This is a genomic window from Devosia indica (genome assembly GCF_003056405.1).
Lineage (GTDB): Bacteria > Pseudomonadota > Alphaproteobacteria > Rhizobiales > Devosiaceae > Devosia > Devosia indica.
Window position 1 is genome coordinate 221046 of sequence record NZ_PYVZ01000002.1, and the last position, 14404, is coordinate 235449.

The 14404-nt window shown below is 63.6% G+C and carries 9 protein-coding genes; 1 reads left to right on the top strand and 8 read right to left on the bottom strand.

Going from position 1 to position 14404, the window contains the following annotated elements; translation table 11 throughout:
* Positions 1-8: 8 nt before the first annotated feature.
* From DDE76_RS02915 to DDE76_RS02950, 8 genes are all read right to left on the bottom strand, one after another.
* A complete protein-coding gene (locus DDE76_RS02915) occupies positions 9-2420 on the bottom strand; it encodes a circularly permuted type 2 ATP-grasp protein (protein ID WP_104893539.1) in 2412 nt (803 codons plus the stop codon).
* 4 nt (positions 2421-2424) lie between these two features.
* Positions 2425-5772, bottom strand: coding sequence for a transglutaminase family protein (locus DDE76_RS02920; protein WP_104893540.1), 3348 nt, complete (start codon positions 5770-5772; stop codon positions 2425-2427).
* A gap of 245 nt (positions 5773-6017) precedes the next feature.
* The gene (locus DDE76_RS02925) at positions 6018-7604 is read right to left on the bottom strand and encodes an FGGY-family carbohydrate kinase (protein ID WP_104893541.1); all 1587 of its coding nucleotides are present in this window, start codon (positions 7602-7604) and stop codon (positions 6018-6020) included.
* A gap of 81 nt (positions 7605-7685) precedes the next feature.
* Positions 7686-9161 carry a mannitol dehydrogenase family protein gene (locus DDE76_RS02930; RefSeq protein ID WP_104893542.1) on the bottom strand — a complete coding sequence of 492 codons (1476 nt, stop codon included), beginning with the start codon at positions 9159-9161 and terminating at the stop codon, positions 7686-7688.
* An 11-nt stretch (positions 9162-9172) separates the two neighbouring features.
* A complete protein-coding gene (locus DDE76_RS02935; protein WP_104893543.1) occupies positions 9173-10177 on the bottom strand; it encodes an ABC transporter ATP-binding protein in 1005 nt (334 codons plus the stop codon).
* A gap of 12 nt (positions 10178-10189) precedes the next feature.
* Positions 10190-11020 (bottom strand): carbohydrate ABC transporter permease, encoded by an 831-nt coding sequence (locus DDE76_RS02940; protein ID WP_104893544.1) that lies wholly within the window; start codon positions 11018-11020, stop codon positions 10190-10192.
* A gap of 12 nt (positions 11021-11032) precedes the next feature.
* A complete protein-coding gene (locus tag DDE76_RS02945) occupies positions 11033-11905 on the bottom strand; it encodes a carbohydrate ABC transporter permease (protein ID WP_104893545.1) in 873 nt (290 codons plus the stop codon).
* 273 nt (positions 11906-12178) lie between these two features.
* Positions 12179-13489 (bottom strand): ABC transporter substrate-binding protein, encoded by a 1311-nt coding sequence (locus DDE76_RS02950; RefSeq protein ID WP_104893546.1) that lies wholly within the window; start codon positions 13487-13489, stop codon positions 12179-12181.
* Between the two features lie 351 nt (positions 13490-13840).
* Here DDE76_RS02950 and def point away from each other — a divergent pair, with 351 nt between their 5' ends.
* Positions 13841-14356, top strand: coding sequence for a peptide deformylase (gene def / locus DDE76_RS02955; protein ID WP_104894939.1), 516 nt, complete (start codon positions 13841-13843; stop codon positions 14354-14356).
* Positions 14357-14404 lie beyond the last annotated feature (48 nt).

Genomic DNA, 14404 nt, shown 5'->3' on the forward strand with positions numbered 1-14404 from the left:
TCCCGCCCTCAGGTGAAATAAGCCGCGGCGATCAGGCTGGATAGCATGCCCACATCGTCCGCCAGCCGGTCGAGCCGCACCGGTGTCATGTCGCTGGCTTCGGCGATGACCAGATCGGTGTGGATCTCCAGCGCCAGCTTGGCGGCAGGGGATAGTTGTTCATCGTCAATGCCGCCGGGCAGGGCTTCGATCTGGTCGCGCAATTCGGCGAGCTGGAACAGAACCGAGCGCGGATTGAGGGGATCGAGCACCAGCAGGTCGACAGCGCTCAGCGCTCCGGCCGTGACTGAATAGCGGCGCCGATGCGACATTACGCTGTCGCCGATTTCGAGCAGCATTTCGACCGAACCGTCCGGGGCGTCGGGGGCCGATAGCCAGGCTGTGACGCGCGCCATCTGGATAGCCCGTTCCAGCCGCCGCCCCAGTTCAAGAAAGCGCCAACCGGCAAAGCGATACATGTTCTCGTGCACCAGGCCCGAGAAGCCGGCCAGCTTGCGCAGCAGTACCGTCATGGCGCGGGTGGCGTCATCGCCCGTGTCGATGCGCGCGGCAAAGCGCTGGGCGGTCTTTTGCAGGTCGGTCAGGGCCAGCCAGCCATCAGGCGAGAAGCGGTCGCGGATCTGTCCGGCGCTGTGCACCGCGCTGTCGATGGAGGCCAGCAGTCCCTGCGGCATGGCCTCGGCGGCATCGACATCGAGCGTTTCGAGCAGCGCTGCGCAATGGGTCAGGATTGGCAGGTCCGGCTTGGAGAGTTCCGCCAACCGGGCATTATAGGCGCGCAGAATGCGCACGCTCGCTTCGCAGCGTTCCGCATAGCGGCCCAGCCAGATCAGGTTGTCGGCCGCGCGGCTGGGCAAATTGCCGGGGGCGTTGCGCACCAGCTTTTCGCCCTCGCGCGGCAGCAGAGAGACTTGCTCGACCGGCTTGCTCGACAGCACCCAGACGTCGGCCGCCTGGCCGCCGCGTTGCATGGCCAGGGCCGTCGTATCGGTGGTGGAACCGACACGGGCAAAGCCGCCGGGCATGATGGTCCAGCCTTCCTCGGTGCGGGCGGCATAGACGCGCAGGGTAATGGGCCGCGGCTCGAGCTTGCCATCGACATAGACCGGCGCCGTGGAGAGACGCACCGGCTCCTGCCCGACATAGGCGCCGCCATCATTGGCGATGCGGGATTTGAGCTCAGCCTTTTGCTCGGCGGTCATGCTGGCGCCAAGGGCGGTGCCGCGCAGATCGTCGAACGGCAATTGCGTGGAGAAGGCGGGTCCGATCATGAGTTGATCGAAATTATCGAGCACGAATTCGCGCTCGGCGCCCTGGCCGCACCACCAGGTGGCAATTTCGGGCAGTTCGAGCCCCGTGCCCAGCAAATGCTTGCACAGGCGCGGCATGAAGGCGGCCAATGCCCGCGTTTCCATGATGCCGGTGCCCAGCGCATTGATCATCGAGATCGAGCCGGCGCGCAGTGCCTCGACCATGCCGGGGGTGCCGATATGGCTGTCATAGCGCAGTTCGAGCGGATCAGCGAAGCTGGCGTCGAGCCGCCGCCAGAGCACGCTGACCGGCTTGAGGCCGGCCACAGTCCGCACCATGACCTTCCCGTCCTCGACCACCAGATCCTCGCCCTCAAGCAGCATCAGCCCCAGATAGCGGGCGATATAGGCATGTTCGAAATAGGTTTCGTTGAGCTGGCCGGGGGTGAGAATGCCGACGCGCCCGCCATCGCGCTGGGCCTGGTTGAACAGCGCATCGCGGAAGCCGCGGAAAAAGCCGGCCAGCCGGTTGATATTGAGCGAGGCGTAGATTTCGGACAGGGCGCGGGTGGTGGCCACGCGGTTTTCCAGGGCAAAGCCGGCACCCGATGGTGCTTGGGTCCGATCGCCCAGCACCCACCAGGACCCGTCCGGCCCACGCCCCAGTTCGAAAGCGCAGAAATGCAGATAGTGCCCGCTGACCGGCCGTATGCCGACCAGGGGGCGCAGGAATTCGCTGTTCTGGGCGATCAGCTCGGGCGGCAGCAGGCCTTCCTGCACCAGAGTGTTGTTGCCATAGATATCGGCGACAATGGCTTCGAGCAGTTCGGCGCGCTGGGTCAGCCCGCTCGAAATCTGTACCCAGTCGGCTTCGTCGATCAGCAGCGGGATATGGGCCAGGGGCCAGGCGCGCTCCTTGCCCTCGGCCCCGTCATATTTGCGGTAGAACACCCCGGCATCGCGCAGATACTGGTCGGCGCGCTCGACCCGGGCGGCCAGTTCGGACGGCCCCAGCGCATCGAAGGCCGCCATGAGTTTATCCCAGCCGGGCCGTATGGCGCCGGACGGGTCGATCATCTCGTCCGGCACGCCGGGCAGCAGGCGGTAATCAGCAATGATGCTGGGGCCGGCCGGGGGCTTGCCGCGGGTCTGCTGATTCCGCGAACTCATGGCATTACGTGAACCGCGCCGGCCGCCTGAGGTCAAGCGTCAGCGGAAACTCATCCGCAGGCTTTTCGGGGGTGAGGCGATATCCACCCGGGGTGTGGTTATGCGGCACGAAGCGTGCCAGCCGCCGGGCCTCGGCTTCATTGCCGTTGACCGGGAAGGTTTCGTAGTTGCGTCCGCCCGGATGGGCGACGTGGTAGGTGCAGCCGCCGATCGGCCGTCCGGTCCAGTTGTCATAGATGTCAAACACCAGCGGCGCGTGCACCGGTATGGCCGGATGCATGCCCGAAGCCGGCTGCCAGGCCTTGAAGCGCACCCCCGTTACGGCTCCGCCAGCAGCGCCTGCCGGTTGCAGTGGCATTGGACGCTGGTTGCAGGTCACCGTGTAGCGGCCCGGATTGTCGCATTCGAGACGCACCTGCAGCCGCTCCAGTGATGAATCGACAAAGCGCACCGTACCGCCGATCGCGCCCTGTTCTCCCATCACATGCCAGGGCTCCAGCGCCTGGCGCAGTTCGAGCCTGACCCCATCCACCTCTACCTCGCCGCAGAAGGGGAAGCGGAACTCGAGCTGGGCGGCGAACCATTCGGGCTCGAAGCCAAAGCCATGCTGGCGCAAATCCTCGAGCACGCCGAGGAAATCCTGCCAGACAAAACTTCCAAGCATGAAGCGGTCGTGCAGGCTGGTACCCCAGCGTGTGAAGTCACCCGAAAGCGGCTTATCCCAATAGCGGGCAATCAGGGCCCGGATCAGCAATTGCTGGGCGAGCGACATGCGCGCATTGGGTGGCATTTCGAAGCCGCGAAACTCCACCAGTCCCAGCCGCCCGGTCGGGCCATCGGGAGAATAGAGCTTGTCGATGCAGATCTCGGCCCGGTGCGTATTGCCGGTAACATCGACCAGCAGATTGCGGAACAGGCGGTCGGTCAGCCAGGGCAGGGGCGGGGTGCCTTCGCCCGGCGCCGGCACCTGGGCCATGGCGATTTCGAGCTCGTACAGGCTGTCGTGCCGTGCCTCATCCAGGCGGGGTGCCTGGCTGGTCGGGCCGATGAACATGCCCGAGAATAGATAGCTCATCGAGGGGTGGCGCTGCCAATGCAGCACCAGCGATTTCAGGAGGTCCGGCCGGCGCAGGAACGGGCTGTCATGCGGCGTGGCTCCGCCGACCACGACATGATTGCCCCCGCCGGTGCCGACATGCTTGCCATCGATCATGAACTTGTCGGCGCCCAGGCGGCACTGGCGCGCCTCCTCGTAGACGGCCTCCGTGGTGGCCACGCAATCATCCCAGCTGGAGGCGGGGTGGATATTGACCTCGATGACGCCTGGATCAGGCGCCACGCGAATGACGTTGAGTCGCGGGTCCTGCGGCGGGGCATAGCCTTCAACATGGATCGGCTGGCCGATCTGCTTGGCTGCGGCTTCAGCGGCAGCGATCAGTTCGAGAAAGTCCTCCAGTGCCTCCACCGGGGGCAGGAAGACGCAGAGGCGGTGCTCGCGCACTTCGGCGGTGACGGCGGTGCGCACCTCGCCCTCGATCTCGCTGATGACCTGTTCGGTGATGTCCTGCTGCTCGGTCGCGGCGGTGAAGCCGGCGGCGGCCTGGGCGCGCGGATCGGTTTCAAGCCCGGTCTTCTTGCGCGCCAGGATTTCTTCGGGATCGGGCAACGGCCCGCGCGGCGCGCCAGGATCCATGGGTACCACATGCGGAAAGTCCGTGGCCTTCAAATGCTTGAGCGAACTCAAGGGCAGGCGATAGCCGGCCGGGCTGTCGCCGGGCGCCAGGAACAGCTTGCCGCGCCGCGTCTTCCATTTTTCGGTCAGCCAGGGGCTTGAGGCCCTGGCGTTCCAGCGCTGCACGGGCAGCACATAGCCGGTGGGGTTGGTCAGTCCGCGCTCGAATACCTTGGCAATACGCGAGCGCGCCTCAGGATCGGCCAGTTCGGAATTAGCGGGGTCGACATTGGCCGGCAGATTGGCTTCCTTGAGCAGCCATTCGCCGGGGTCTTCATAGGCTTCGTCGATGGTCTCGCCGGTCAGTCCGAGATTGCGCGCAAAAGCATCGAGGAATTTCCGCGCATCCTCGTGCGTGGCGCTGGTCCTGATGCCTTCCTGGGCAATCAGCTTGTCGTCCTGCCAGACCGGCTTGCCGTCGACGCGCCAATAGAGCGAGAAGGTCCAGCGCGGCAGGGTTTCGCCGGGATACCACTTGCCCTGGCCATGGTGCAGCATGCCATTGGGGGCAAAGCGCTGGCGCAGGCGGCGGATCAGCGCATCGGCCAGGCGCCGCTTGGTGGGACCGACTGCGCCGGCATTCCACTCATCGGCTTCGAAATCATCGATGGACACAAAGGTCGGCTCGCCCCCCATGGTGAGGCGCACATCCTGCTCGATGAGTTTTTCGTCGACCTTTTTGCCCAGGGCATTGAGCCGCTCCCAGCTCTCGTCGGAGAACGGCTTGGTGATGCGCGGATGTTCGGCAATCCGGGTCACCCGCATGTCGAAGGCGAAGTCGACTTCGGCAAAAGAGGCAAAGCCGGAAATCGGCGCGGCATTGCGATAATGCGGGGTTGCCGCCAGTGGCACATGGCTTTCGCCGGTCAGCAGGCCAGAGGTGGGATCAAGGCCAATCCAGCCCGCGCCGGGCAGATAGACTTCCGCCCAGGCATGCAGATCGGTGAAATCGTGGTCGGTGCCCGCCGGGCCATCGAGCGAGACGATATCGGGCTTGAGCTGGATCAGATAGCCCGAGACAAAGCGCGCAGCGAGGCCGAGATGGCGCAGGATGTTGACCAGCAGCCAGCTCGAATCCCGGCACGACCCCTTGCCATTGCCAAGCGTCTCCTCGGGCGTCCATACGCCGGGCTCGAGGCGGACGATATAGTTCACCACGCTTTGCAGATGGGCGTTGAGCTCGGTGACGAAAGTGACGGTGTTTTTCGGGCTCTTGTCGAGCCCATCGAGGAATTTCTGCAGCAGCGGCCCGGCCGGCTCGGGCTTCATGTAGATCGTCAGGTCGTCGCGCAAATCCTCGGGATATTGGAACGGCCAGGTCTCGCCGCTCTCTTCGACGAAAAAGTCGAACGGATTATAGACCGTCATGTCGGCCACCAGGTCGACCTCGATCTTGAGCTCGGTCACCGGCTCGGGAAACACGAAGCGCGTCAGGAAGTTGCCATAGGGATCCTGCTGCACATTGACGAAGTGCAGGCTGGGGCTGACCCGAAGCGAATGGCTGAGCACCTTGGTCTTGGAATGCGGCGCCGGCTGCAGGCGAATGACCTGCGGCTGCAGGGTGACCGGACGGTCATATTTGTAGTGGGTCAGATGGTAGATGGCGGCTTTGATCGACATGCAGCTTCTGTCGCTCGCTTTAAGGCCACTGATTTTGGCTTCCCGGAAAGGAGCTTATCGGGGATCGCGACGCGTGGATAGGCGGATTGACGATGGTCACAGTACACGAGCGTGGATCACTCCCACCCCTGAACCTTTCCCACAAGGTGCGGCAGACGGTGAGCAGTGATGCTGCGGTCCTTTGCATCCCTCCCCCTTGAGGGGGAGGGACAGAGGTGGGGTGACAACCCCTGATCGAGCGCGCCTCACTCCAATCCGTCGATCACCTGACGCTGTCTGAGCATTTCAAGAAATATGCGGTAATCGCGGTCGAATTGCGCCCGCGCTTCGGCCCTGGGCGCGCGGGCGGTGCCGCCCTGTTGCATGGCCAGGCACGCCTGGTCGAGGCTGGGATAGAGCCCGGCGGCATTGGCGGCGACCATGGCCATGCCGAGCAGGGTCGCATCCGGCGTCGAGGGCTCGACCACGGTGCAGCCCGTCGCGTCGGCATAGAGCTCCATCAGCAGCGGATTGCGGGTGTGGCCGCCGGTGATGTGCAGCGTGTCGATGGCATAGCCCTTGGTGTTGAGGGTATCGAGAATATGCCGCACACCGAGCGCAATGGAGACACAGGTGCGCCAATAGAGCCGGCAGAGGCTGTCAAAGTCGCTGTCCAGCGTCAGGCCGGAAATCACGCCCAATGCCGATGGGTCGCCCAGAGGCGAGCGATTGCCATGGAAATCAGGCAGCACATGCAGGCGGCTGGCCAGGTTGAGGCCTTCGCTCTGGCGCAGTTCCATCACCCGGTTGCAAATGGCCAGGTGCTTGTCGCGGGTCGGCTCGCCCCCGGCGCTGTGCCAGAGAATGATGTGGTCGAGCAGCGCGCCGGTGGCCGACTGGCCCCCTTCGTTGAGCCAGACACCGGGCAGCACGGCGCCGAAGTAGGGCCCCCAGACGCCGGAGGTCGGCCGGTCTTCGGCAGAAAGCGCCATGACGCAGCTTGATGTTCCGGCGATCAGGGCCAGATGCCTGTCGATGGTGTCGACATCGGCGGTAAAGGCGCCCAATACCCCCAGGGCCCCGGCATGGGCGTCGATCAGCCCGGCGCCGACCCGGCAGGCCGTGGTCAGGCCAAGCTGGTTCGCGGCCTCGGCCGTCAACGGACCGAGATCGGCGCCAACGGGGCTGGCCTTTTGCGGCAGGGCGGCCTTTTCGAGCAGGTCTTCGAGACCAACCCTGGCCAGAAAGTCATGCCGCCAGCTTTGCACATCATGGCCCAGATAGGTCCACTTGCAGGTCAGGGTCGATTGCGAGCGGGCCAGCGAGCCGGTGGCCTTCCAGGAAAGGAAATCGGCCAGGTCGAACATCTGCCCGGCGCGGTCCCAGCTTTGCGGCAAATGCCGCTTGAGCCACATCAGCTTGGGCACTTCCATTTCCGGCGACATGACGCCCCCGGCATAATGCAGCACCTCGTGGCCGGTGCGGGTGCATTCGTCGGCCTCGTCCAGCGCACGGTGATCGAGCCAGACAATGGTGTCCCAGCGGTCCTCGCCGTCGCGCGAGACGGTGACCGGGGCGCCCGATGCGTCCCGCACCACCAGTGAGCAAGTGGCGTCAAAGGCGATGCCGGAGACCTCGGCGGGCTTTGCATCCGCTATAGTCATGGCACCGCGCACGGCCTCACACACGGCCTGCCAGATCTGGCTGCTGTCATGCTCGGCGAAATTGGCATCGGTGCGCCGCATCAGGATGGGCACTTCGTGACGGCCACGAAACTGGCCATCGCGCGTGAAGACACCGGCCCGGGCGCTGCCGGTTCCTACATCCACACCCACCAGGAAGTCTTGCGACACGCCGCCCTCTTATGTTCGGTCCGGGCGGACCATAGCGAATGGGATTGCTAGCGACTAGAGGGGGAAAGGCGGAGGCAAAACCTAGTGCTGATCCGCCAGATACCCCTCGATCGTCCGGGCGGTGCCTTGGGTCCAGAGGGCGTTGAGGGCCTTGGTGAAGGCGGCGATGAAGTCGGGGGCCTTGGCCAGATCGCCGTAGATGTCGGCCATTTCGAGCCAGGCCTTGGGGTTGTCCCTGGCCTTGATGGCCTGGGCGTTGAGGCGGTCCCAGTTGGGGTCGTTCGGCTCGATCACCGCGCCGCTATCGGTGGTGCCGAAGCAGTAGCGGCACCAAAGGGCCGAGACGAGCGCCAGGCCGGTGACGCTCTGGCCATCGCGAATGCGATCAAGCGCCGAGGGGATGATGAATTTGGGCTGCCGGTTGGAGCCGTCCAATGCCAGGCGGCGCACCGTGTCGCCGATCTTGGGATTGGCGAAGCGCTTCTCGCACAGCGCGAAATAGGCGTCGAGGTCGGTATCGGGCACGGGGGGCACGACCGGAATGATCTCTTCGGCTTCGACTTTCTTGAGGAAAGCCGAGACCAGCGGGTGCTCCATGGCCTCGTGCACGAAATGAATGTCGAGCAGCCCGGCCGGATAGGCAATGGTGGCATGGCCGCCATTGAGGATGCGGATCTTCATGTGTTCATAGGGCGCCACGTCGGGCACGAACTGCACGCCGACCTTTTCCAGCGCCGGCCGGCCGGCGGGGAAATTGTCTTCGAGCACCCATTGCTTGAAGCTTTCGCAGAACACCGGCCAGGCATCGTCGATCCCAAACTGATCGGCGAGCAGTGTCTTCTCGCGATCCGAGGTGGCGGGGGTGATGCGGTCCACCATGCCGTTGGGAAAGGCGACCTGGGACTTCACCCATCCGGCCAGTTCCGGGTTGATCAGCGCGGCAAGCCCGGCCACGGCATTTTCGGTAACATGGCCATTGCCCGGAATATTGTCGCAGCTCATCACCGTGAAGGGCACGATGCCCGCCTCGCGCCGACGCACCAGACCAGCCAGGATCAATCCGAACGCGGTTTTCGGCGCGTCGAAGTGGGCTGCGTCATGAACAATGTCGGGATGGGTCGGGTCGAATTTCTGCGACGCAGGGTCGATATAATAGCCGCCCTCGGTGATGGTCAGCGAAACGATGCGAATGGCCGGGTCAGCCAGCTTGGCGATAACCGCCGCGCTGTCGCCGGGCGGCAGGTAGTCGATCATGGCGCCGGTGACATGGGCGGCGCTGGTGTCCGCTTCCTGCTCGACCACAGTGGTGAACCAGTCCTGGCCCATCAGCTTTTGCCGCATGGCCTCATCGGCTGCGCGCACGCCGGCACCCACCAGCGCCCAGTCATGGCCCTCGCCCAGATTGAACAGGGCATCGAGATAGACCGCCTGATGGGCGCGATGGAAATTGCCGACACCGAAATGCACGATGCCGGGGGTGAGGTCGGCGCGGTCATAGGCCGGGGTGGCAGCGGAGTTGATCGCTGGAAGCGCTGCTGCGGAGAGCCTGGTGGTCATGGTCGTTGGTCCTAAAGCGCCAGGCCCGCCGCATCGAAGCGGTAGATGCGGTTGGCATCGGGCGTGAGATAGACCTTGTCGCCATGGCTGAAGGTCTGGTCGCCATCGGTGCGCACGGTCATCAGGCCCAGGCCTTCAACCTCGACATGCAGGAAGGTGTCGGAGCCGAGCTGTTCGGCGACATTGACGGTACCGGCCCATTGCCCGGCTCCGGCGGTGGTCGAAAGGGTGAAGTGCTCGGGGCGCACGCCGATGGCATGGGCCTTGTGCTTTTCGGCCTCGGGGCCATCGACAAAGTTCATCTTGGGCGAGCCGATAAAGCCGGCGACGAAGCGGTTGGCGGGCTTCTTGTAGAGTTCGAGCGGAGAGCCGAACTGTTCGACATTGCCCGCATTGAGCACCACGATACGGTCGGCCATGGTCATGGCTTCGACCTGGTCATGGGTCACGTAGATCATGGTGGTCTTGAGTTGCTGGTGCAGCTCGGTGATCTCGAGCCGCATGTTGACGCGCAGCGCCGCATCGAGATTGGACAGCGGTTCGTCGAACAGGAATGCCTTGGGTTCGCGGACGATGGCACGGCCAATGGCAACGCGCTGGCGCTGGCCACCGGACAGGGCCCGCGGGCGGCGGTCGAGATAGGAGCCCAGATTGAGCGTGCGGGCGGCGTAGTCGACTTTCTGGTCGATGATGGCCTGGGGCGTCTTGGCCATCTTCAATGGGAAGGCGATATTGTCGCGCACGCTCATATGCGGATAAAGCGCATAGGACTGGAACACCATGGCCAGGCCTCGCCGCGCGGGCGGTGCGCCGGTGACGTCCTCGCCATCGAGCTTGATATGCCCCGAGGAGGTGTCTTCCAGCCCGGCGATCAGGCGCAGCAGGGTGGACTTGCCGCAGCCCGAGGGGCCGACAAAGACAACGAACTCGCCGTCTTTGATTTCAAGCGAAATGTCCGGGATGATTTCGACTTCACCGAAGGACTTGTTGACGTGTTCGAGGGTAATCGAGCCCATGATTTTGGTCCTTTATTTGACGGCGCCGAAGGTGAGGCCACGGACGAGCTGCTTCTGGCTGAACCAGCCCAGCAGCAGGATTGGGGCGATGGCCAGGAGCGAGGCGGCCGACAGCTTGGCCAGGAACAGGCCCTGGGGCGATGAGAACGAGGAGATGAAGGCGGTCAGCGTGCCGGCCCGGCCCGAGGTCAGCGTGATGGTCCAGAAGGCTTCGTTCCAGGCCAGGATCACATTGAGCAACAGGGTCGAGGCGATGCCGGGGATGGCCATGGGCACCAGCACATGGACGATCTCGTTCCAGAGTTCGGCGCCATCCATGCGGGCGGCTTCCAGGATATCGACCGGGATTTCCTTGAAATAGGTGTAGAGCATCCAGATGATGATCGGCAGGTTGATCAGCGTCATGATGATGGTCAGGCCATGCACCGTGTCGAGCAGCCGCAGGTCACGGAAGATCAGGTAGATCGGGATCAGCACGCCCACCGCCGGCATCATCTTGGTGGAGAGCATCCACATCAGAATGTCCTTGGTGCGCTTGGTCGGGGCAAAGGCCATCGACCAGGCCGCCGGAATGGCGATGACGAGGCCCAAAAGGGTCGAGCCGACCGATACCAGGATCGAGTTCCAGGCGTGCTTGATATAGTCCGAGCGGTCCTGCACATCGAAGAAATTGTCGAGCGTGAAGGTCAGCGGCAGGAAGGTGGGCGGGGCAGCGATGGCCTCGGCCTCGGTCTTGAAGGCGGTGACAATGGTCCAGAGGATCGGCGAGAACAGCAAGAGGGCCACGGCCCATGCCAGGATTGTGAAGCCGGTCTTGGTCTGGACGGATACGTTGCGGGCCATGATCTCGTCTCCTTACGCGTCCAGGTTCTTGCCGACGGCGCGCATCAGGAAGATGGCGACGATATTGGCGATGATGACCGCGACCACACCACCGGCCGAACCGGCGCCGATATCGTTGCTCAGAATACCGGTGCGGAAGACGAGGAAGGCGATATTGGTCGAGGCATAGCCCGGCCCGCCGCCCGTGGTGACGCGGATTTCCGCGAAGATGCCGAGCAGGAAAATGGTCTGGATCAGGATCACGATGGTGATCGCCCGGGCCATATGCGGCAGGATGATATAGCGGAAGCGGTTCACCGCATTGGCGCCATCCATCTCGGCGGCCTCGCGCTGCTCTTCGGAGAGCGATTGCAGGGCCGTGAGCAGGATGAGCGTCGCAAAGGGCAGCCATTGCCAGGCGACAATCACGATCACCGAAAACAGCGGATATTGCGCAAACCAGTCCACCGGCTCGAGCCCGAGCGCCTCATAAAGATGCCCCAGCATGCCATAGCCGGGATGCATGAAGCCGTTCTTCCAGATCAGCGCGGCCACCGGCGGCATGACGAAGAAGGGCGAGATGACCAGGATGCGCAAAATGCCCTGGCCCCAGACCGGCTGGTCGAGCAGCAATGCGAGGAACGTGCCGCCGATCACGGTGATCAGCAGCACCCCACCGACCAGCAGAAGCGTATTGAGCAGCGCCTGGGTGAAGCTGGGGTCGCCGATGACGTATTCATAATTTCCCCAACCGGCAAAGCCGGTCATCATCGGGTTGATCAGGCTATAATTCTGGAACGAAAACCAGATGGTCATGCCCAGCGGCACGGCCATCCAGATCAGGAGCACGATGACGGCGGGTGCCATCATGGTGCGCGCCAGGGTACGAGTCTGCCGGGTTGCCATCCATTCCTCCCAGGGCCGATCAGGTCTGCCCGATTTTTCCGGGTCCATCGGTCCTCATCGGATGGTCACCAGGGGTGGCCATCGGATCAGGCCCGCCAGCGTGCGGCAAGGCCGCAGTGCCGGGGACGGAGCCGTCCGGCGTCCTGAGGGGACGCGTTTGCCGGGCGGCTCCCGTTCGGGACGCAGATGCAAGGGAGGAACGATCCGTGCATAGGGTCCGGAGGAGGGCGGCCGGAAGAGAGGGTCCGGCCGCCTGAGGCTTTGGAGGAAGCCTTACTGGATATAGCCAGCCCGGGTCATGTCGCGGGTGGTGGCGTCCTGGGCCTGCGCCAAGGCCTCATCAGCCGACATCTGGCCGGCAAGGGCCGCCGAGAACAACTGGCCGACATTGGTGCCGATGCCGGCAAATTCCGGGATCGCCACGAACTGCACACCCACGTACGGCACCGGCTGGACGGTCGGCTGGGTGGGATCAGCCGCGTAGATCGAGCCCATGGTCATTTCCGCAAATGGGGCGGCAGCCTGGTAGTCCGGGTTTTCGTAGAGCGAGATGCGGGTGCCCGGGGGCACGTTGGCCCAGCCTTCTTCGGCCGCAACCAGTTCGAGATAGTCCTTGGAGGTCGCCCAGCCGATGAACTGCTCGGCAGCATCGGCGTTCTGCGAAGAGGCCGGGATGGCCAGCGACCAGGCCCAGAGCCAGTTGCCGCGCTTGCCCAGGCCATTGTCCGGTGCCAGGGCGAAGCCGACCTTGTCAGCCACGGTCGAGTCATCGGGGTTGGTCACAAAGGACGCGGCCACAGTGGCGTCAATCCACATGCCGCATTTGCCCTGCTGGAACAGGGTCAGGTTCTCGTTGAAGCCGTTGGACGAGGCGCCCGCGGGGCCGGCATCGGCCATCAGCGAGAGATAGGTGTCCAGCGTTTCTTTCCATTCGGGGCTGTCGAATTGCGGGTTCCAGTCTTCGTCGAACCAGCGGGCACCAAACGAGTTGGACATGGCCGTCAGGAACGCCATGTTCTCGCCCCAGCCGGCCTTGCCGCGGAGGCAAATGCCGTTGATGTCGTTTTCACGATCGGTCATGGCGCGGGCGGCCTCACCGATGAATTCCCAGGTCGGTGCTTCCGGCATTTCAAGGCCCGCGGCTTCCATCAGATCGGTGCGATACATGATGAAGGAGCTCTCGCCATAGAACGGCGCAGCATAGAGCTTGCCATCGACCGAGAGGCCATCGCGGATCGGCGGCAGCAGGTCGTCAACGTCATATTCGGCATCGGCGCTGAGGCCGTCGAGCGGCTTGAGCCAGCCCTGGCCGGCCCAGATCGGGGCTTCATAGGTACCGATGGTCATGATGTCGTACTGGCCGCCATTGGTGGCGATGTCCGTCGTTACGTTCTGGCGCAGCGTGTTCTCTTCCAGAACCACCCAGTTCAGCTCGATCCCGGTTTCTTCGGTGAAGGCGCTCGACAGGCCCTGCATGCGGATCATGTCGCCATTGTTCACGGTGGCAATGGTGAGCGTCTGCGCAGAAGCGGTGCCGACGAGGGCGAGCGTCAAAACGCCCGCGAAAAGCGGTGTCAGTCTCATAGAAATCCTCCCAGATGCCGAAACGGGCATTTGCCTCGGCTATGAGCAAATGTTCACAAATGCGGCGTGCGAGTCAAGCAGGCTTTTGCGCAGATTTCTGCCGTACGTGCGTCAGATGGCGCGAAGGCGAGGTGCAGCGGGGCTGGAGAAAGTCTTGGGCAATGTGGTGATCAATGGAGCTATTGCCCGAATTTGGGTGCGGGCAGCCGCAGCCATAGGCAAGTGAATGGCCCTCAGCGAAATTACTAGTGGCTGAATTGTCCCGGCGGATGGGGACTGCGCTCGGAGAACGCCTGTTCACCTTGTGACGTTGTGACTCACGACCTAACTTTGCGGAACTTGGAGGATGCCATGCCCGAAGCCCCAATCTTGCCGATTGATGATCCGCTGTTGAAGACTGTCTCGATGCCAGGCACGGTCGTAGATGATGAGGTCCGCGCGCTCGCTAAGCGCATGTTTGTTGTCATGGACCGCGCCAATGGCGCCGGTCTCGCGGCGGTTCAGATCGGCGTGCCCAAGCGGCTCGTGGTGATGGATGTTCGCGATGCTGAAGACAAGCATCACCGCTTGGCACTGATCAATCCGGAGATCATTGAGGCTTCCGAGGACACTGAGACCCAGAACGAAGGGTGCCTGTCTATGCCGGACTATGATATTCCCGTCAGCCGCAGCACGCGGGTCCGTGCCCGATATCTCGATCTCACCGGCCAGGAGCATGTGGTGAGCGCGACGGGCGGCCTGGCTATCTGTCTTCAGCACGAGATCGATCACACCAATGGGATATTGTTCACCGACAGAGTCTCCCGCCTCAGACGTGATCGTGCTCGTTCATACTTCGCCAAGGTGCGTCGGCGCGCCTCGTCCTGATAGGAAAGTGGTGCGGCACGTCACTGAAGCTGCTACGCGTTTGGATCG